Below are 18458 nucleotides of genomic sequence, written 5' to 3'. Positions count from 1 at the left end.
TCGCGCGCCCGGCGTGTTGCCACCAAAGCTGTGGCTTACCCCTCCACCGGCGCGTGATCGGTCTCGCAAAGCTCATGATCGGCCAGCGACGCGAGCACATAACATTCCCGCGCCGGGCCGTCGCCGGTGCAGCCTTGGGTGATACGGTCCAGCTCCGCCTCAAGCGCACGCAACCGGCGGATTTTCCGGCGGGTGGCGTCAAGCTGATCGCGGGCAATGCGCGTCGCGGTGTCGCAGGTGCGGTCGGGGTGGGTCTGCAACTCGATAAGCGCCGAGATCGCCGCCAGCGAAAACCCCAGATCGCGGGCGTGGCGGATGAAGCGGAGGCGCTCAAGCTCTGCCTGCCCATAGCGGCGCTGATTCCCGGCGCTGCGGTCCGGCACGCCAAGCAACCCGCGCGCCTCGTAATAGCGGATCGTGGGCACCTTGACGCCGGTCCGCCGCGCCAGCTCGCCAATCGCGAAAATCATATCTCTCCCCTTGAAGCTCTAGTCGCTAGAGAGATTACATTACCGGCGAACTGGATGCAAAGGAGGCCCCGGATGGCAGGATGTTGCGACCACGGCGCGCGGTTCGACGGTGTGTCGGCAGGCTACAAGCGGCGGCTCTGGCTGGTGATCGCGATCAATACGGCAATGTTCGCGGTCGAGATGACCAGCGGCCAGGCGGCGCAGTCGCAGGCGCTCAAGGCCGACGCGCTCGATTTCCTGGGCGATGCGCTGACCTATGGGCTGTCATTGGCGGTCATCGGCATGTCGGTGCGGGTGCGCGCCAACGCCGCGCTGGCAAAGGGGCTGAGCCTCATGGCGATGGGGGCCTGGGTGCTGGGCACGACGCTTTACCGGGTGGTCTATATCGGCGTGCCAGAGGCCGGGATCATGGGCACTGTTGGGGTTCTGGCGCTGGCCGCCAACGTGGCGAGCGTGCTCTTGCTGATGGCCTACAAGGATGGGGACGCCAATGTGCGCTCGGTCTGGCTGTGTTCACGCAACGACGCGATCGGCAATGTCGCGGTGATGCTGGCGGCACTGGGCGTCTGGCAAAGCGGCACGGGCTGGCCCGACGTGATCGTGGCCGCGATCATGGCCGCGCTGTTCGTCAATTCGGCGGTGCAGATCATCCGGCAATCGCTGCACGAGCGGCGCGGGGCCGCGCGTGCGGATCAGAACTTGGCGGCCTGAATGCGCAACTGCCGTGCGCGGTTGAGGATCGCATCCTCGACCGCGCGGGTGGTGGCCGCATCGACCGGGCCGCGCCGCGACTGAAGCGACACATTGAGCGCGCGCGCGTCAAGCGCCGGGTCGCTGATGAGAATGGTGGCGCGATAGGCGGTGTTGCCGCCGGGCGGGGTGCCATAGCCGGTGGAGATGATCCCGGTGAACGGATCTGCCGCCTCGACCGGCAGGAAATCAAGCACCTCGAGCGAGGCCGTCCACAGGAAGCGGTTGACCTTGACGCTGTCCTTGGAGCCCCGGAATGCGTCGAACAGCGACCCGTCCTTTGGATCGGGCCGCGCCTCGCGACCGCTTTTCACGCGCGTTGCCTCGGGATCAAAGCGCGCGTCCTTGAACGTGCTGCACCCTGCGAGCACCACAAGGCCCGCCACGGCCAGGCCGACAAATCTTAAACGCGACTGGGTCATTTCACCGTCCGGATTTATTCACCCCCCATGTATCCAAGCCGCAGCAGCAGGGCAAGCCCGTTGCACCCGGCCTGTGAGCGTGGCAGTCAGATGGCACGCGATAACAGCAGGAGAATGCCGGTGAGCCTGAGCGACATCAAGGAGCGGATCGCCCGTGCCGAGGCCAGTGCCGGGCGCGCGCCGGGCAGCACGGCGCTTGTCGCCGTGTCCAAGGTGCAGCCACGGGACCGGGTCGAGGCAGTGCTCGATCAGGGCCACCGCCTCTTTGGCGAAAACCGGGTGCAGGAGGCAGCAGAGCGCTGGCCTGCATTCCAGGAGCGTTACGAGGGCATCGCGTTGCACCTGCTTGGCCCGTTGCAGACCAACAAGGCGCGGCAGGCGATGGAGATGTTTCAGGCCATTCACTCGCTCGACCGGCCCAAGCTGGCGCGCACACTGGCGCGGCTGGCGCAAGAGATAGGCCGCTGTCCCGATCTCTTCTTGCAGGTCAATACCGGTGAAGAGCCGCAAAAGGCCGGCGTGCTGCCCGCCGAGGCGGATGGCTTCGTGGCTGAGTGCCGGGCGCTTGATCTGCCGATGCGCGGGTTGATGTGCATCCCGCCGGTGGACGAAGAGCCGAGCCTGCACTTCGCGCTTCTGGCGAAGATCGCGGCGCGCAACGGTCTCTCGGGCCTGTCGATGGGGATGAGCGGCGATTTCGAGCGTGCGATTGCACAAGGGGCGACCCATGTGCGCGTCGGCTCGGCGATTTTCGGCGAACGGGATTACGGTTGATAGGGCCGCGGTTGGGCCTCGAGCCGCCATTCGCGTCTTGTCCCCGCGCGGAGTCAAGGCGTGCTTGCACGCCGCCGCGCGAGCGCCCGACCGCCCGGACGCTTCTGCAACGGCGCAATCCGCACAAACGTTCAAGTATTCGGCACCATAAATCGCCCACCACAACCGTTGCAGCGCCCATCCGCGGTCGGGCACCGCGCGGCTCTGCATGTCATATCGAACGTCCTCTTCACATCATGAGCCCCCCGTGCTGCATCGACATTACCGCACGATCAGCCGCGTCTCATACCGGATGCCCTGCGCGATCCGGCGCAGGTGGTCGGGGCGCAGCGCGATACAGCCCGCCGTCGGATAGCCCGGCCGCCGCCAGCGATGGATGAAGATGCAAGATCCGCGCCCGCGCGTGGCCTGCGGCCAGTTCCAGTCGGTCACGATCACCAGATCATAGAGCGGATCGGCGCGGCGCAGCGCCTCGTGGCTGTGGGCGTAGGGCGCGCGCACCATGAGGTTGTAATCCTCATCATTGGGATCGTCCGACCACAGGTCACCGGGGCGAATCGGCACCGCCCAATCCGTGGGCCGCGCCATGCGGTCGGGGCGATAGAGCATCCCGACGATCCGGTGGATACCCCGTGGCGTCGCGCCATCGCCCTCGCGCTTGTCGCCCGTGGGGCCCCCGCGCCCGATGGTGCACGGATAGCGCCGCCCGCCAAAGCGCAGCGCGGTTGGGGTCAGAACAAGATCAAGCGGCGTCATGCCCCTTGCTACCATGTGCCACCGCCCGGTCCAGAGGCTTTCGCCGCGAACATTGCCTTTCTGCGGCGTCACGCCCCCCGGCTGCCTTTACATTCTGTGCAGGTGGGCATCAGGGCGTGCTGAAAAACTGTGCTTTTGCCTGACGTTAGGTCAGGCTCTGCCATGCGTTTTCTGCATAGCAGAAATGTTCACGCCCGCTATTGTGCAACTGCAGAAAGACGCTATCTTCCAATCAAGCGAGGGCACACAGGGTGGCCTTGGCGATAAAAGCGAACAAGATCGCAAGGAAAAGAAGATGGCACAACCGATGGTCACGCGATACGGGATAGCCCCCACGGCGTGGGGCGGGCTTCGTGAGACAGCTAATGCCGCATTGCAGCGTGTCAATGCTTACCTCGCCTATCGGCGGACGGTGCGCGAGCTTTCCGATCTCACCGGGCGTGATCTGGCCGATCTTGGCCTGCATCGCAGCGAAATTCGCCGGGTCGCCTACGACTCGGTCTACGGCGCAAGGCGCTGAACGGAATACGGATGCGCCTCTCCTCCTCCCTGGCGCATTCGTGAAGGTCTCGGGTTCTCTCCTCCTCCCTAGAACTCGGGGCCAGACGACGGGGCCGAATAACGGTCCTGAAAGATAGCGGAAGGTCTCCTCCTCCTCCCTGAGGCCTGACGCGATACAGAACGGCGGCACCCTCCTCCTCCCTGGTGTCGCCGTTTTTGTTTCTCCCAACCGCAAGCCAGCGATGTCAGTTGAGCCAGGCGCCCCCGCGCGCGCCCCTGCGGCGCTGCGCAGATGACGGGACGCAGGTGCACACCTCCCTGACACAGCCGACAAAGGCACGCGCGGCCGGGCTTTGCGCGTCGCGCGCGGCCTGTGTCTCAAGCGCATCCCGCGCCATCCGCGCGGTCACCGGGCCGGGGGTGGCGAACACCCATTCAAGAAACCCAAGGCGCGCGGCATCAAGCGCCTGCGCGCCCTGCGCCGGGCTGTCCTCAAGCGCGTCGATGATTCGGGAAAGGGCCGTCATGCTCATGTCTCCCCGGCCACACCCCGGGCCGGATGGGGCGAGGGCGTGGGGTGCGGGGGCACGGGCGGCTCACACACCCACATCGCCCACCGCGATTTGGCGTTTGTCCTGGCTGGTTTCCGGGCTTGGGGTGGCGGGCGTTCGGCCCATGCGTCGGCGGCACCTTCCCGGGCCGGTCCCGGCCCAGTGGCATATCGCCGCGACGCCCACCCTTACCGTTGCGGGGGCAGCGCCGGTCTCTCACCGGCTTCCCAATTCTCCGCCCCGAGGGGCGGCACCATGACCCGTGAAGCGTAGCACAGCGCCCTGCCCTCGCAAGCGCAAAGGCGAAAGGTTCGGGCGAAAAGCGGCATGGCCCTTGACCCTCCCGTTACTGGAAGGCCTATATCCCCGGTAGTCACCAGAAACCGGAGCGCCAGCATGTCCCATACGCAGCAGATCAAGATCTCTCTCGACGGGTTGTCCTGCGCCTCTTGCGTGCGCCGGGCCGAGACGGCGATTGCCGCGCTTGACGGGGTGACGCGCGCCGAGGTCAACCTCGCGGGCGAATCAGCCCTGATCGAGACGGATGGCAGCACCGCGCTCAAGGATATCGCAAAGGCGCTCGACAGCGCCGGATACCCGATGCGCACCGCTGTCACATCGCTCGCGCTCGACAAGATGTCCTGCGCCTCCTGCGTGAGCCGGGTCGAGGCCGCTCTGGCCGCCGTGCCGGGCGTGATCGAGGCGCAGGTGAACCTTGCCACCGAGCGCGCGCGGGTGGTTCATGCCGACGGCATGACGCGCGCGGGCGACCTGATCGCGGCCGCCACTGCCGCTGGCTATCCCGCCCGGCTTCTGGACGCGGGCGAGACGCACGGCGCCGCCGCGCGCAAGGCCGACAAGGCACACGACCTGGCCCGGCGCACGGTGCTGGCCGCCGCGCTGGCGCTGCCGGTCTTTGCGCTGGAAATGGGCGGCCACCTGGTCCCGGCGCTGCATCGGCTGATTGCCGATACGGTCGGGATGCAGGCAAGCTGGGTGCTGCAATTCATCCTCACCACGCTGGTTCTGGCGGGGCCGGGGCGGGGCTTTTACCGCGTCGGCATTCCCGCGCTCATGCGCGGCGCGCCCGACATGAACAGCCTCGTGGCGCTGGGCACCGGCGCGGCCTATGGCTTTTCGGTGGTGGCCACCTTTGCGCCCGGCCTGCTGCCAGAGGCGGTGCGCGCGGTCTATTTCGAGGCGGCGGCGGTGATCGTGGTGCTGATCCTGCTGGGCCGCTGGCTGGAGGCGCGCGCCAAGGGCCGCACCGGGGCCGCGATCGAGCGGCTGATGGGGCTTCAGGCGCGCACCGCGCGGGTGATGCGCGACGGCACCCCGCAAGAGGTGGAGATCGACGCCATCGTGCCCGGCGATATCGTGCTGGTCCGCCCCGGCGAGCGCCTGCCCGTCGATGGCGAGGTGACCGAGGGCACGGCGCGCGTGGACGAGAGCATGATTACCGGCGAGCCGGTGCCGGTGGCCAAGGGCCCCGGTGACGCGGTCACCGGCGGCACGGTGAACGGCGCGGGCAGCCTCAGCTTGCGCGCCACCCGCGTGGGTGCCGAGACCACGCTGGCGCAGATCATCCGCATGGTCGAGGAGGCACAGGGCGCGAAGCTGCCGATCCAGGGCATGGTGGACCGGATCACGCTGTGGTTCGTGCCGGTGGTCATGGCGGTGGCGGCGCTCACCGTGGCGGCGTGGCTTATCTTTGGCTCGGGGACGGGCGTGACGCTGGCGCTGGTGGCGGGCGTTTCGGTGCTCATCATCGCCTGCCCCTGCGCGATGGGGCTGGCCACGCCCACCTCGATCATGGTCGGCACAGGGCGCGCGGCGGATATGGGGGTGCTGTTCCGCAAGGGCGACGCGTTGCAGCGGCTGGTGGATGTGGCCGTGGTCGCGCTCGACAAGACCGGCACCGTCACCCAAGGCCGCCCCGAGATGACCGATCTGGTGCTGGCCGAGGGGATGGACCGTGCCGAGGTGCTGCGGCTGGTGGCGGCGGTCGAGGCGCGCTCCGAGCATCCCGTTGCCACCGCCATCACCCGCGCGGCAGAGGCCGAGGGGGCCCGCCCCGCCGAGGTGGCGGATTTCGAGGCGATCCCCGGCCACGGCGTGCGGGCCAGGGTCGAAGGCCGCGACGTGCTCGTGGGGGCGGATCGGCTGATGACGCGCGAGGGCATCGACATCGGCCCTCTTGCCGGAACCGAGACCGATCTGGCAGCGCGCGGGCGCACCGCGCTCTTTGCCGCCATCGACGGGCGGCTGGCCGCCGTCATCGCCGTGGCCGACCCGGTGAAACCATCGAGCGCCACCGCCATCGCCGCGCTGCGCAAGGCCGGCCTGCGGGTGGCGATGATCACCGGCGACAAGCGCGAGACGGCGCTGGCCATCGCCCGCGAGACCGGCATCGACGAGGTGGTGGCGGGCGTCCTGCCCGAGGGCAAGATCGACGCGATCGACCGGCTGCGCGCGCATGGCCCGGTGGTCTTTGTCGGGGACGGCATCAACGATGCGCCGGCGCTGGCAAGGGCGGATGTGGGCATTGCCATCGGCACCGGCACGGATGTGGCGATCGAGAGCGCCGATGTGGTGCTGATGTCGGGCGACCTGACCGGCGTGGTCAACGCCGTCGAGGTCTCGCGCGCGACCATGCGCAACATCCGGCAGAACCTGGCCTGGGCCTTCGGCTATAACGTGGCGCTGATCCCGGTGGCGGCGGGGGTGCTCTACCCGGTCTTCGGGGTGCTGTTGTCGCCGGTGCTGGCGGCAGGGGCGATGGCGCTGAGTTCGGTCTTCGTGGTGTCGAACGCGCTGCGGCTGCGGCACCTGCGCCCGGTGATGGAGACGCGGCCCGCCGCGCGCGCTGAGGCCGGGGCCGCGCGCCCCGTCCCGGCGGAATAAGGCGGGGGGCGAAGATGAATATCGGCGATGTCGCACAGCGCACGGGCCTGCCCGCCAAGACCATCCGCTATTACGAGGAGATCGGCCTCGTGCGCCCGCTGCGCGAGACCAACGGCTATCGCCGGTTCCGCGAGAGCGACGTTCACAAGCTGGGCTTTCTGGGCCGCGCCCGCTCGCTCGGGTTTTCCATCGAGGATTGCCGCGGGCTGCTTGCCCTTTACGAGGATGCAGGCCGCGCAAGCGCCGATGTCAAGCGCATCGCCGCCGCGCATCTGGCGCGGATCGACGCCAAGATCGCCGAGCTTGACGCCATGCGCGCCACGCTCTCGCACCTGGTTGACGCCTGCGCGGGCGATCACCGCCCCGATTGCCCGATCCTCTCGGATCTCGCGGTGGATGAGGACAAGGCCGAAAGCCACGAGCCAACCTGACACGGGAAAGCGGCACCGGATCGCCCCGGTGCCACCCGGTCTTCGATGTCTTCCGCCACCCCGCTTGAGATGGGACCGGGTCGTCTCTTCCGTGATTGTGCCGTGTCGTGTTAGTGTTGTGTTTTATTGTCTCGAGGAGTGAATTGATGGCACGCCAAATTCCTTTCATCGACATTCACACGCACCTGTTCAACGGGCGCTACCTGCCGCTGCACGGCATATTGCGATCATGGGGCATTCCTAGAATAACCGCATGGGCTCTTTCGGTCCTTCTTGTGCCGCTGGTCGGCAAGAGCCGGTTCGCCTCCGGCCGTCGCGCCGATGCCGACCAAACCGATATCCTAGACGCGCTGGCGGAAGGCAGGATCAACCGCTCTTACGGAACGCTGCTGAAGCGGCTGGGAAAGAAACTGTTATCGACGGCCAAGACCGCCGCAGATGAACGGTCAGACCGCGAGACACTCGAAGAGATGACCGAGGCCCTATCGGCGCTTTACGCGCAATTCGTTGACGAGGAGCAGAAATTCAAGCTGACCCCGGACTACTTCGAGACCATGACGGCAACTTTGGCCCCCGAGGATGACACGCCTTCAGCGCTGCTGAGTGACCTCGACAGGATCATGATGCCCACCCTTGTCGATGCGGCACGAGGTGCCGAGGGCAACGGGTATTTCGCGGAGCTCAGCCATGGCGGAGCAGAACCGGACCACACCCATGACGAGACATCCGCCCCGTTCGGCAACGAGGCGTTCCCCGCGCAGCAGGCCGGGACCGTGTTGCAGATTCTGATCTTCGTCCTCAGCATGTTCCTGTCCGAGCGCAATCGCTACAAGGCCTTGCAGCGGGACTATGCCAGGGGCAAGCCAGCCGACGGCCACGACCCTATGCACATGGTCACCCTGCTGCCGGACATGCGCCGCGCCTTCGAACTCGCGGTCAGCAGACGTCTCAGACCGCCCTATTACCGCGCCCGCGATCAGGTCGCGCGGGGGGCGGCGCTGGCACGCGAATCGGACGGGGTGCTGATCCCCTTCGGCACCGTCGATCCGTTTCGCGGCGACGGCTGGATCGACAATGTCCGCAATGCGCAGGGCATCGGGATTACCGGGTTCAAGATATACCCGCCGATGGGGTTCAAGCCGATCAGCACGCTGCCCGCCTCGCCAACCGATCCGCTCTTTGCACCGATCGAGTTGTCACAGGAAAAGAAGTACGAGGCCTATTTCGATAACCTGAAGGTCGCCAACGATCCCTTGACCGAACGGGTCATGGGAGAGGTGATCTCGTATGCCGTGGAAAACGACCTGCGTCTTTTCACCCATTGCACGCCCTTGGGGTTCGAAGCGAAGAAAGGCTTCGGGAGCAATTGCCACCCCGCCTGGTGGGCCTCCGCGATGGAACGATATGGCGCGATGAACCTTCGGCTTTGCCTCGGCCATGGCGGCGGCGCGACCGAGGTCGATTTTGGCGGCTGGCTCGCCGAGACGGAGGAGGACTGGAAAAGGACAATGGCCTATCGTGGAATCCTGATGTGCCAGCGCTACCCGAATGTCTACATGGGGCTGGGCTATCTCATCCCGCTGTTGGAGACAAGCAATCGCGACTGCGTTCTTGACCGCCTGAGGGACGTCCTGACGTCGCCGGGGGACGGCAAGTATCACATCGCGGACAAGCTTATCTTCGGAACCGATTGGTCCATGCCCAGATCATTGGCAAGACCCGCTCGTTCCTGAACGTGTTCTATGAGTTCTTCGACGACCCGCATTTCTCGAGAACGGGAATCCCGGATCGCGTCATGCGTCAGAACGCGCAGAAATACCTCGGCATTCCAGTAACCTGAGCCGCGCGCCGGGTCCCCACTAAAGCGGCACCGGGTCACCCCGGTGCCGCTCGAATTTCCAGTTCCGTCCGACGATCAGCCGAGATCGTAGCGGTCGGCCTCCATGACCTTGGTCCAGGCGCTCACGAAATCATAGACGAAGCGCTCGCCCGCATCGTCCTGCGCGTAGACCTCTGCATAGGCGCGCAGGATCGAGTTGGAGCCGAACACCAGATCAACGCGGGTTGCGGTATAGGCCGTCTCGCCGGTCTTGCGATCGACGATATCGTAAAGCCCGCCGCCCTTCGGCTCCCATTTATAGGCCATGTCGGTCAGCGTGGTGAAGAAATCGGTCGAGAGCGCGCCAACCCGGTCGGTAAAGACACCATGCGCCGTGCCGCCGTGATTGGTGCCCAGCACGCGCATGCCCCCCAGAAGGCAGGTCATTTCCGGCCCGGTGAGGCCCATGAGTTGCGCCCGGTCAAGAAGCATCTCCTCGGAGGTGACGATGTAATCCTTCTTGAGCCAGTTGCGGAACCCGTCGGCAAGCGGCTCCAGCACCGAGAAAGAGGCCGCATCGGTCATCTCGTCACTGGCGTCGCCACGACCGGGGGCAAACGGCACCTCGATGTCATGGCCTGCGGCGCGGGCGGCGTGCTCGACGCCGACATTGCCCGCCAGCACGATGATATCGGCCACGCTCGCGCCCACCTCGGCCGCGATCGGCTCCAGCACGCCCAGCACGCGGGCAAGGCGCTCGGGCTCATTGCCCTCCCAATCCTTTTGCGGGGCAAGGCGGATGCGCGCGCCATTGGCTCCGCCGCGATGATCCGACTGGCGGAAGGTGCGCGCCGAATCCCAGGCGGTGGCGACCATATCGGCCACCGACAGATCGCTGTTGGCGATCAGGCGCTTGGCCTTGCCGATATCGTATTCGGTATGCCCGGCGGGCACCGGATCCTGCCAGATCAGCTCTTCTTCCGGGGCGTCGGGACCGATATAGCGCGCCTGCGGCCCGAGATCGCGATGCGTGAGCTTGAACCACGCGCGCGCGAAGGTATCCGAGAAATACGCCTCATCGGCCATGAAGCGCTCGCAGATGGCGCGATAGGCCGGGTCCATCTTCATCGCCATGTCGGCATCGGTCATCATCGGCATGACGCGCTTGGAGGGATCGGTGGTATCCACCGGCATATCCTCTTCGCGGATATCCACCGGCTGCCACTGGTTCGCACCGGCAGGCGATTTGGTCAGTTCCCACTCATAGCCGAACAGCAGCTTGAAATAGCCCATGTCCCATTGCGTCGGGTTGGTCGTCCACGCGCCCTCGACACCCGAGGTGACGGCGTTGGTGGCCTTGCCGTCGAGGTTGGGGTTGATCCAGCCAAGGCCCTGCGTCTCGACATCCGAGCCCTCGGGCTCTGCCCCGAGCGCGTCGGCATTGCCGTTGCCATGCGCCTTGCCGACGGTGTGCCCGCCACAGGTAAGCGCGGCGGTTTCCTCGTCATCCATCGCCATGCGCGCGAAGGTCTCGCGCACCTGTGCGGCGGTCTTGATCGGGTCGGGCTGGCCGTTGACGCCCTCGGGATTGACGTAGATGAGGCCCATCTGCACGGCGGCCAGCGGGTTTTCCATCGTGTCGGGCTTGCTCACATCGTCATAACGGGTGTCCGACGGGGCCAGCCATTCGCGCTCTGCCCCCCAGTAGACATCCTTTTCCGGGTGCCAGATATCGGCGCGCCCGAAGGAAAAGCCGAAGGTCTTCAGCCCCATCGATTCGTAAGCCATGTTGCCCGCGAGCAGGATCAGGTCGGCCCAGCTCAGCCGGTTGCCGTATTTCTTCTTGATCGGCCAAAGGATGCGGCGCGCCTTGTCGAGGTTGCCATTGTCGGGCCAGCTATTGAGCGGGGCAAAGCGGATATTGCCGGTGCCGCCGCCGCCGCGCCCGTCGGCGAGGCGATAGGTGCCCGCCGCGTGCCAGGCGAGCCGGATCATGAGGCCGCCGTAATGGCCCCAATCGGCGGGCCACCACTCCTGGCTGTCGGTCATCAGCGCCTTAAGATCCTCCTTGAGCGCCTCGACATCGAGGCCGCGCACGGCCTCGCGATAGTCGAATTCCGCGCCCAGCGGGTCGGTCTTGGTGTCGTGCTGGTGCAGGATGTCGAGGTTGAGCATTTTCGGCCACCAATCGGTGACGCTCTTGCCGCTCTCGGTCTGCCCGCCATGCATCACGGGGCATTTTGCCATGTCGTTGCCGTCCATCTCGTCCTCCGGTTCAGGTTGTGTCGGTCGCCGGGCGAATACCGCGCCTCGCGCGAATCTGGAACTGTTCTAACAAATCGTTTGAATTAGGTAAAATTCTCTTTTCGGATTATTTCGATAGGATATTCTTATACTCAGTGTTCGACACTTCGCACACCGTGCCCGGTTCTGTGCACGGGACGTTCGTGGCCTCGAGCCGCCATTCGCGTCTTGTCCCCGCGCGGATTCGAGGCGTGCTTGCACGCCGCCGCGCAGCGCCCGACCGCCCGGACGGGCGGGCACCGCGCGGCTCATCTCTGAAACTGCGAACGTCCCCTTAAGGCCATTAACGCCCCCCTTCACCCCGCAGCCCCCGCCAAAAGCGCCTCGGCCTCACCGCTGATCCGCGCAAGCAGATCGGCCACCGGCGGGCGATCATGGATCAGGCCCGCCGCCTCACCCACAAATGTATTGGCGCGCGCAGGATCGCCCGCGTCCCAGCCCGCCACCCACTCCGCCCGCGCCGCCGGGTCGGCGCGCAGGCCCTCGGGATCGTCGTGCCAACGCTCCGTCACCTTGTTGCGCAGCACCCGCGCGGTATAGCGCGCAGGCCAGCGCAGGCCCCGTGCGGCATCCATCACGGTGGAGCGGATGGTGGCATCGCCGGTGGCGGCAATCGCGGCATCGGTCATGGCGTGGCTCACCTCTGCCTCTGCCGAGGCCCAGAGCCGCGAGCCCATGAGCACGCCATCGGCCCCCAGCATCAGCGCTGCCGCCAAGCCCCGCCCGTCGGCGATCCCGCCCGCCGCCAGCAAGAGCGTGTCGGAGCTGTGGCCCGCCAGCCAGTCGGCCAGCTCGGGCACCAGCGTGATGGTGCCGCGCCGCTCGCCATGCCCGCCTGCCTCGGAGCCTTGCGCCACGATCACCCGCGCGCCGCATTCCGCCGCCCGTTGCGCATCACACAAGCTCTGCACCTGGCAAATCAGCGGCACGCCCGCGTCATGGATGCGCGCGGCAAAGGGCGCGGGATCGCCGAAAGACAGGCACAGCGCCGCAGGCTGGCGCGCCAGCACCGCCTCCAGAACCTCGGGGTTTTCCGCCAGCTTCCAGGTGATGAAACCGCAGCCCACCCGCGTATTCCCGGCCTCGGCAAACGCCCCCTCGATCCACGCCGCATCGCCATAGCCGCCGCCGATCAGGCCAAGCCCCCCGCCATGGCTCACCGCCGCCGCAAGCCTGCCCCCCGCCGCCTTTGCCATCGGCGCGAGCACGATGGGGTGCGCCAGCCCGAACGCCTCGGTAAGCCGCGTTTTCATGCCAGCAACTCCGCCACGATCCCCGGCAGATCGGCAAAATCGTCAAACGCGCGCGCGTGCGGCATCGCATCCACCGGCCCCTTGCGATAGCCCTTGGTATAAAGCGCAAAGGGCACGCCCGCCCGCTCCGCCGTCTCGGCATCCACCTCGCTGTCGCCCACATAGACCACGGCGCGCGTGCCCAACCCCGCCAATACCGCCCTGAGCGGCGCGGGATCGGGCTTGCGCACACTCAAGCTATCGCCGCCGATCACAACAGGGAAATGCGCATCGAGCCCGAGATGCGCCAGAACGGCGCGCGCAGGCATGACGGGCTTGTTGGTGCACAGGCCAAGCGCATATGGCGTAGAGGCCAGCGCCACCAGCGCCTCGACCACGCCGGGATAAACCCGCGTCAGCGTCACCGCCGTCTCGTAAAGGTCAATGAACTCCGCGATCAATTGCGCACGCAGCGCGGCGTCGCCCGGACGCCCCCGCGCGCGCAGGCAACAGGTGATGAAATGCGGCACGCCGCTGCCGATGAAGCTGCGGGTCTCCTCGGGCGCGAAGCGGGCAAACCCGTGCCGGTCCATCAGGGTGTTGGCGGCGGCGTGAATATCCGGCGCGCTGTCGATCAATGTGCCGTCCAGATCAAAGACGACGGCGCGGCTCATGCCATGACGCCCGTCGCCGCCTCGGCGGCTGCCCGAATCGCGCGGATATTCTCGCCGTAAGGCGCGGGGTTCTCCACGCTGCCGCCCTTGAAGACCGCCGATCCGGCGACCAGCACATCGGCCCCGGCCGCCGCCATCAGCGGCGCGGTCTCGGGCGTGATGCCGCCGTCGATCTCGATATGGATGGGCCGGTCGCCGATCAGGGCGCGCAGCCGCTTCACCTTGTCGATCTGGCTATGGATGAATTTCTGTCCGCCAAAGCCGGGATTGACCGTCATCACGCAAACGAGGTCCACCATGTCGAGCAGGTTTTCCACCCCGTCAATCCCGGTACCGGGGTTGAGCGCCAGCCCCGCCTTGCACCCTGCGCCGCGAATCGCCTGCAACGTGCGGTGGATATGCGGCCCGGCCTCGAGATGCGCAGTGAGCACATCCGCCCCCGCCCGCGCGAAGGCGTCGATATAGGGATCGACCGGCGCGATCATCAGGTGCACATCCATCACCGTCGTGACATGGCGGCGAAAGGCGGCGATGGCGGGCGGGCCAAAGGTCAGGTTCGGCACGAAATGCCCGTCCATCACATCGACATGGACCCAATCGGCGCCCTGCGCCTCGATGGCCTCTATCTCTTGCCCGAAATCGGCGAAATCGGCCGAGAGGATGGAGGGGGCGATCTTGATGGAACGGTCGGGGCGCATGGCGGCTCTCCTCGCGGGGGGGGGATGGGATGGAAATGCGCGCTCGGGCCGCGAAGGTCAAGGGTTGCCGCCCTTGCGCCGTCATCCCCTAACAGTTCCCGTCATCCTCGGATCAGGCCCGAGGATGACGGGGCACGCGATTGATCCCTCCCGCCTTTCGTGCAACCGTCCGTGAAAATCGAAAACAGGGAGGAGCGCGATGCAAGGCCAAATGATGCACCGGCCACTGAGGATCATCGACATCCTGCGCCATGCGGCGGAGGCCCATCCCGAGGCGGGCATCGTCTCGGCGCGGGTCGAGGGCGATCTGCACCGCCAAAGCTATGGCGAAACGCTGGCGCGCGCCGCCCAGCTTGCCCATGCGCTGAACGGCCTCGGGATCAGGGCCGGCGACCGGGTGGGCACGCTGGCGTGGAACGGCCACCGCCATGTGGAGCTTTACTATGCCGTCTCGGGCATGGGTGCCGTCTGTCATACGATCAACCCGCGCCTCTCGCGCGAGCAACTGCTCTACATCATCGCCCATGCCGGCGACCGGGTTCTGTGCGTCGATGCCGATCTCATGCCGCTGGTCGAGGGGCTTTGGCCCGACCTGCCCGAGGGCCTGCGCCTCGTGATCCTCACCGACCGCGCGCATATGCCCGAGACGGCACCGGGGGCGCTCTGCTACGAGGAGATGCTTGCCGCGCAGCCCGGTGAGTTTGCGTGGCCCGACCTGCCCGAGGACACCGCCTCTGGCCTCTGCTACACCTCTGGCACCACCGGCCACCCCAAGGGCGCGCTCTATTCGCATCGCTCCACCGTGCTGCACGCGCTTCAGGTGCCCATCAGCCAGACCAGCAGTTTTCGCGCCGGGGCGCGCATCCTGCCGGTGGTGCCGATGTTCCACGTCAACGCCTGGGGCCTGCCCTATACCGCGCCTCTCACCGGCATGACGCTGGTGATGCCGGGGCCGCATCTTGACGGGCCGAGCCTCTTTCGCCTGATGGACGCCGAGGGCGTCTATTCCGCCTGGGGGGTGCCCACGGTCTGGGCCGGGCTTCTGGCCGAGATCGAGGCGCAGGGGCGCATCCCCCAAGGTTTCGGCGATATCGTGGTGGGCGGGTCCGCCGCGCCGCGCGTGATGATCGAGGCCTATGAGGCGCGCGGCGTCAACGTCGCGCAGGCCTGGGGCATGACAGAGATGAGCCCCATCGGCACGCATGGCGTGCTGCCGCCGCGCTACGACGATGCCCCCGAGGCCGAGCGCATCGCCGCCAAATGCTGCGCCGGGCGGCGGCTTTTCGGGCTGGAATTCAAGATCGTGGATGATGAGAGCCGCCCCCAGCCCCATGACGGCGCGGCGGTGGGAGAGCTTTACGTGCGCGGCAATACCGTGATTTCCGGCTATTTCGAGAACCCCGAGGCGACGCGCGCGGCGATGGATGCCGAGGGCTGGTTCGGCACCGGCGATGTCGCCTCGGTCGATCCCGAGGGGCGGCTGGTGATTCGTGACCGGGCCAAGGATCTGGTGAAATCGGGCGGCGAGTGGATCAGCTCGATTGATCTGGAGAACGCGGCGCTGTCGCATCCCGCCATTGCCGCCTGCGCCGTGGTGGCGATGCCGCATCCGAAATGGGACGAGCGGCCCGTTCTGGTGGCGGTGGCCGCAGGCGCGGCGCGGCCCACGCTGGAGGAGGTGCAGGCGCATATGGCCCCGCATTTCGCGCGCTGGCAATTGCCCGATGATCTGGTCTGGGTCGAGGCGCTACCGCACACGGCGACCGGTAAGATATCCAAGCTCACCCTACGGCAGAGTATGGGTGACTACGTTCTGCCCGAGTTGCGCGGAGGCGCGGCATGAGCGATCTGGACCTGACCGCGCTCACGGCATGGCTCGCGCAGCACCTGCCGGGGGTCACGGGGCCGGTCAAGGCCGAGAAATTCAGCGGCGGGCAGTCGAACCCGACCTATCGGTTGGTCACGCCAAACGGGCGCTTCGTGTTGCGCCGCAAACCGCCCGGCGTGCTCTTGAAATCCGCCCATGCCGTCGAGCGGGAATTCCGCGTGCAGCGCGCGCTTGCCGGAACGGAGGTGCCGGTGGCAAAGGTCCATGTGCTCTGCGAGGATGCAAGCGTGATCGGCACGCCCTTCTACATCATGGAGGAGGTGGCGGGCCGCATCTTTGACGCGCCGTCGCTGCCCGGCCTTGCGCCGCCCGAGCGTCACGCCATCATCGACGCGATGAACCGGGTGCTGGCGGCGATCCATGATGTCGATCTGGCGGCCACCGGGCTAGACGATTATGGCCCCTCGGGCAATTACTATGCCCGCCAATGCGCCCGCTGGAGCACGCAATACCACGCCACCGCCACCGAAGACCTGCCCGAGATGGAGGCGCTCATTCGCTGGCTTGCCGATAACCTGCCTGATGACGACGGACAGCGTTGCCTCGTTCATGGCGATTACCGGCTCGACAACCTGATTTTTGATGCCGAGACGCCGGAGGTGCGCGCCGTGCTCGATTGGGAATTGTCCACCACCGGCCACCCCTATGCCGATCTGGCCGCCGTGCTCATGCAATGGTCGATGCCCGCCACCGCCGAGGGGCGCGGGCTGGCCGGGGTGGACCGGGCCGCGCTGGGCCTCTGGTCCGACGAGGCGTTTGTCGCGCGCTATTGCGAGCGGCGAGGGATTGCGCCCATCGCGGATTTCGGCTTTTACCTAGCCTTCGCCTATTTCCGCATGGCCGCGATCCTGCAAGGGGTGAAGCGGCGGGCGCTTGATGGCAATGCCGCCGATCCCGCGCGCGGGTTGCGGCTGGGCGCGCATGTGCCTGAATTCGCGCGCGCGGGATTAAAGGCAGCAGAGGGCCGGGAATGACAGATTGGAACGAGCCGCCCTCGGGGCTGCAAACGCATCTGGGCTATCGCCTGATCACATGGGAGAGCGATTTCGCGCGGGTGGAGATGCCGCTTGGCGCTCACCTGATGAACCGGCAGGGCCTGCCGCATGGCGGGCTGCACGCCACATTGCTGGATACGGTGATGGGGTTCGCGGGTTGCCATACCGGCGATCCTGCGCGGCGGCAGATGGCGCTCACGCTATCCTTGACGGTCAATTACCTCGGGCAGGCGCAGGGCGCGCGGCTCATTGCCGAGGCGCGGCGCACGGGTGGCGGCAAGAGCACGTTCTTTGCCGAGGGCAGCGTGCGCGACGATCTGGGCACGCTCATCGCCACGGGAACCGGCGTGTTTCGCTATCGGCGGGGCGGCTGAGCGCCAATTCCCCCTGCCCATGATCCATGGATATGCTAGAAAGCGCCATGACCGTGACCAATCCCATCCCCCGCACCGTGATCGACGCCGAGGCCGCCGCGGTGATCGACGCCTTCATGACCCCGCAGGAAACCGACACGCCGCTGATCCGGCTGGGCGATTTCGGCGATGGCGGCTATCTGGTGCCCGACGATCTGCGCGGGATCGCGGCCTGCTATTCGCCGGGTGTGTCGGAACAGGCAAGCTTCGAGATGGACATGGCCAAGCGCGGGATTGCGTCCTTCATGGCCGATGCCTCGGTCGAACGGCCGCCGCTAAACGTGCCCGGCGCGCAATTCGTGCGCAAGTTTCTGGGCGACAAGGACGAGGGCCAGTTCATGACGCTGGCCTCCTGGGTGGCGGCGACCGATCCCGACCCCGAGGCCGATCTTCTGTTGCAGATGGATATCGAGGGGGCGGAATACGCCACGCTCGCCGCCGCACCCCGCGACTTGCTGCACCGGTTCCGCATGATCGTGATCGAGTGGCACCACCTGCCCTCGGTGCTGACCAAGCCGCGCTTCATGGCCCCCGCGCTCGCGGTGGCCGAGAAGCTGCACGAGGATTTCGTGACCGTGCATCTGCACCCCAACAACGTTTCGGGCAGCGTCGAGATCGAGGGACAGATGATCCCCCGCGTGGTCGAGGCCACGCTCTTGCGCCGCGACCGCGCCCATGGCCTGCGTCCCGCGCGCGACCTGCCGCACCCGCTCGATCGGCGGCACAACCCCAAGCGCCCGGCGCTGGCGCTGCCAGAGCGGTGGCGCGGCGGCTGAGCATGTTGCTCAAAAGTGGGAACCGGTTTTGAGCTCCTCGAACATGCGAAATCAACAGGTTTGAGCAGGGCGCGTGAATGCCAATGAACGCGACTTGCTC

At 66.7% G+C, this 18458-nt stretch carries 18 protein-coding genes and 1 riboswitch; of the genes, 10 read left to right on the top strand and 8 right to left on the bottom strand.

Annotated features, from left to right (window positions below; genetic code table 11):
* Positions 1–35: 35 nt before the first annotated feature.
* Complete coding sequence (locus tag ABIE58_RS04575; RefSeq protein WP_354543511.1) at positions 36–470, bottom strand: MerR family transcriptional regulator; 435 nt, start codon at positions 468–470, stop codon at positions 36–38.
* A 72-nt stretch (positions 471–542) separates the two neighbouring features.
* On the opposite strand from ABIE58_RS04575, the gene ABIE58_RS04570 reads away from it, so the two are divergent.
* Positions 543–1181: a cation efflux transmembrane domain-containing protein gene (locus ABIE58_RS04570; RefSeq protein ID WP_354543510.1), complete on the top strand. Its 639-nt coding sequence runs from the start codon at positions 543–545 to the stop codon at positions 1179–1181.
* Here ABIE58_RS04570 and ABIE58_RS04565 read toward each other — a convergent pair.
* The gene (locus ABIE58_RS04565; RefSeq protein ID WP_354543509.1) at positions 1163–1642 is read right to left on the bottom strand and encodes a DUF3576 domain-containing protein; all 480 of its coding nucleotides are present in this window, start codon (positions 1640–1642) and stop codon (positions 1163–1165) included. The two genes, ABIE58_RS04570 and ABIE58_RS04565, sit on opposite strands and share 19 nt — an antisense overlap.
* Positions 1643–1762: 120 nt before the next feature.
* Between ABIE58_RS04565 and ABIE58_RS04560 the strand changes: the two genes are divergently transcribed.
* Complete coding sequence (locus tag ABIE58_RS04560; RefSeq protein WP_354543508.1) at positions 1763–2416, top strand: YggS family pyridoxal phosphate-dependent enzyme; 654 nt, start codon at positions 1763–1765, stop codon at positions 2414–2416.
* 261 nt (positions 2417–2677) lie between these two features.
* On the opposite strand, the gene ABIE58_RS04555 is transcribed toward ABIE58_RS04560, so the two are convergent.
* Positions 2678–3172 carry a L,D-transpeptidase family protein gene (locus ABIE58_RS04555; protein WP_354543507.1) on the bottom strand — a complete coding sequence of 165 codons (495 nt, stop codon included), beginning with the start codon at positions 3170–3172 and terminating at the stop codon, positions 2678–2680.
* 184 nt (positions 3173–3356) lie between these two features.
* On the opposite strand from ABIE58_RS04555, the gene ABIE58_RS20330 reads away from it, so the two are divergent.
* Positions 3357–3692, top strand: a complete 336-nt coding sequence (locus ABIE58_RS20330) for a DUF1127 domain-containing protein (RefSeq protein ID WP_502950062.1) — start codon at positions 3357–3359, stop codon at positions 3690–3692.
* A 226-nt stretch (positions 3693–3918) separates the two neighbouring features.
* Here the strand turns inward: ABIE58_RS20330 and ABIE58_RS04545 are convergent, their stop codons facing one another.
* Positions 3919–4200: a hypothetical protein gene (locus tag ABIE58_RS04545; protein WP_354543506.1), complete on the bottom strand. Its 282-nt coding sequence runs from the start codon at positions 4198–4200 to the stop codon at positions 3919–3921.
* A gap of 93 nt (positions 4201–4293) precedes the next feature.
* Positions 4294–4497, bottom strand: a riboswitch (cobalamin riboswitch).
* 123 nt (positions 4498–4620) lie between these two features.
* Between ABIE58_RS04545 and ABIE58_RS04540 the strand changes: the two genes are divergently transcribed.
* The 3 genes from ABIE58_RS04540 (at position 4621) to ABIE58_RS04530 (ending at position 9292) form a co-directional block, all read left to right on the top strand.
* Positions 4621–7128 (top strand): heavy metal translocating P-type ATPase, encoded by a 2508-nt coding sequence (locus ABIE58_RS04540; RefSeq protein ID WP_354543505.1) that lies wholly within the window; start codon positions 4621–4623, stop codon positions 7126–7128.
* A gap of 14 nt (positions 7129–7142) precedes the next feature.
* Positions 7143–7559, top strand: coding sequence for a Cu(I)-responsive transcriptional regulator (gene cueR, locus ABIE58_RS04535; RefSeq protein WP_354543504.1), 417 nt, complete (start codon positions 7143–7145; stop codon positions 7557–7559).
* A gap of 95 nt (positions 7560–7654) precedes the next feature.
* A complete protein-coding gene (locus ABIE58_RS04530; protein ID WP_354543503.1) occupies positions 7655–9292 on the top strand; it encodes an amidohydrolase family protein in 1638 nt (545 codons plus the stop codon).
* Between the two features lie 182 nt (positions 9293–9474).
* Here ABIE58_RS04530 and katG read toward each other — a convergent pair whose 3' ends face one another.
* From katG to rpe, 4 genes are all read right to left on the bottom strand, one after another.
* Positions 9475–11640 carry a catalase/peroxidase HPI gene (gene katG, locus ABIE58_RS04525; RefSeq protein ID WP_354543502.1) on the bottom strand — a complete coding sequence of 722 codons (2166 nt, stop codon included), beginning with the start codon at positions 11638–11640 and terminating at the stop codon, positions 9475–9477.
* Positions 11641–11978: 338 nt separating this feature from the next.
* Complete coding sequence (locus tag ABIE58_RS04520) at positions 11979–12935, bottom strand: NAD(P)H-dependent flavin oxidoreductase (RefSeq protein WP_354543501.1); 957 nt, start codon at positions 12933–12935, stop codon at positions 11979–11981.
* The gene (gph, locus tag ABIE58_RS04515) at positions 12932–13588 is read right to left on the bottom strand and encodes a phosphoglycolate phosphatase (RefSeq protein ID WP_354543500.1); all 657 of its coding nucleotides are present in this window, start codon (positions 13586–13588) and stop codon (positions 12932–12934) included. The genes ABIE58_RS04520 and gph overlap by 4 nt, the downstream gene beginning before the upstream one ends.
* Positions 13585–14286, bottom strand: coding sequence for a ribulose-phosphate 3-epimerase (gene rpe, locus ABIE58_RS04510; protein WP_354543499.1), 702 nt, complete (start codon positions 14284–14286; stop codon positions 13585–13587). Before rpe ends, gph begins: the two co-directional genes overlap by 4 nt.
* A 199-nt stretch (positions 14287–14485) precedes the next feature.
* Here rpe and ABIE58_RS04505 point away from each other — a divergent pair, with 199 nt between their 5' ends.
* The 4 genes from ABIE58_RS04505 to ABIE58_RS04490 are packed head-to-tail and all read left to right on the top strand — an operon-like array spanning position 14486 to position 18358.
* The gene (locus ABIE58_RS04505; protein ID WP_354543498.1) at positions 14486–16129 is read left to right on the top strand and encodes a long-chain fatty acid--CoA ligase; all 1644 of its coding nucleotides are present in this window, start codon (positions 14486–14488) and stop codon (positions 16127–16129) included.
* Positions 16126–17148: a phosphotransferase family protein gene (locus tag ABIE58_RS04500; protein WP_354543497.1), complete on the top strand. Its 1023-nt coding sequence runs from the start codon at positions 16126–16128 to the stop codon at positions 17146–17148. Before ABIE58_RS04505 ends, ABIE58_RS04500 begins: the two co-directional genes overlap by 4 nt.
* Complete coding sequence (locus tag ABIE58_RS04495) at positions 17145–17543, top strand: PaaI family thioesterase (protein WP_354543496.1); 399 nt, start codon at positions 17145–17147, stop codon at positions 17541–17543. Before ABIE58_RS04500 ends, ABIE58_RS04495 begins: the two co-directional genes overlap by 4 nt.
* A 47-nt stretch (positions 17544–17590) precedes the next feature.
* Positions 17591–18358, top strand: coding sequence for an FkbM family methyltransferase (locus ABIE58_RS04490; RefSeq protein ID WP_354543495.1), 768 nt, complete (start codon positions 17591–17593; stop codon positions 18356–18358).
* Positions 18359–18458 lie beyond the last annotated feature (100 nt).

It is taken from the genome of Roseovarius sp. MBR-78, assembly GCF_040547535.1.
Classification (GTDB): Bacteria; Pseudomonadota; Alphaproteobacteria; order Rhodobacterales; family Rhodobacteraceae; genus Roseovarius.
The sequence above is the reverse complement of the archived record's forward strand: the minus strand, read 5'-3'. Positions and strand labels throughout refer to the sequence as shown.

Coding starts and splice junctions, on each gene's coding strand:
- ABIE58_RS04575 (WP_354543511.1), bottom strand. CDS start 470: ATGATTTTCGCGATTGGCGAGCTGGCGCGGCGGACCGGCGTCAAGGTG.
- ABIE58_RS04570 (WP_354543510.1), top strand. CDS start 543: ATGGCAGGATGTTGCGACCACGGCGCGCGGTTCGACGGTGTGTCGGCA.
- ABIE58_RS04565 (WP_354543509.1), bottom strand. CDS start 1,642: ATGACCCAGTCGCGTTTAAGATTTGTCGGCCTGGCCGTGGCGGGCCTT.
- ABIE58_RS04555 (WP_354543507.1), bottom strand. CDS start 3,172: ATGACGCCGCTTGATCTTGTTCTGACCCCAACCGCGCTGCGCTTTGGC.
- ABIE58_RS20330 (WP_502950062.1), top strand. CDS start 3,357: ATGTTCACGCCCGCTATTGTGCAACTGCAGAAAGACGCTATCTTCCAA.
- ABIE58_RS04545 (WP_354543506.1), bottom strand. CDS start 4,200: ATGACGGCCCTTTCCCGAATCATCGACGCGCTTGAGGACAGCCCGGCG.
- ABIE58_RS04540 (WP_354543505.1), top strand. CDS start 4,621: ATGTCCCATACGCAGCAGATCAAGATCTCTCTCGACGGGTTGTCCTGC.
- cueR (WP_354543504.1), top strand. CDS start 7,143: ATGAATATCGGCGATGTCGCACAGCGCACGGGCCTGCCCGCCAAGACC.
- katG (WP_354543502.1), bottom strand. CDS start 11,640: ATGGACGGCAACGACATGGCAAAATGCCCCGTGATGCATGGCGGGCAG.
- ABIE58_RS04520 (WP_354543501.1), bottom strand. CDS start 12,935: ATGAAAACGCGGCTTACCGAGGCGTTCGGGCTGGCGCACCCCATCGTG.
- gph (WP_354543500.1), bottom strand. CDS start 13,588: ATGAGCCGCGCCGTCGTCTTTGATCTGGACGGCACATTGATCGACAGC.
- rpe (WP_354543499.1), bottom strand. CDS start 14,286: ATGCGCCCCGACCGTTCCATCAAGATCGCCCCCTCCATCCTCTCGGCC.
- ABIE58_RS04505 (WP_354543498.1), top strand. CDS start 14,486: ATGCAAGGCCAAATGATGCACCGGCCACTGAGGATCATCGACATCCTG.
- ABIE58_RS04500 (WP_354543497.1), top strand. CDS start 16,126: ATGAGCGATCTGGACCTGACCGCGCTCACGGCATGGCTCGCGCAGCAC.
- ABIE58_RS04495 (WP_354543496.1), top strand. CDS start 17,145: ATGACAGATTGGAACGAGCCGCCCTCGGGGCTGCAAACGCATCTGGGC.
- ABIE58_RS04490 (WP_354543495.1), top strand. CDS start 17,591: ATGACCGTGACCAATCCCATCCCCCGCACCGTGATCGACGCCGAGGCC.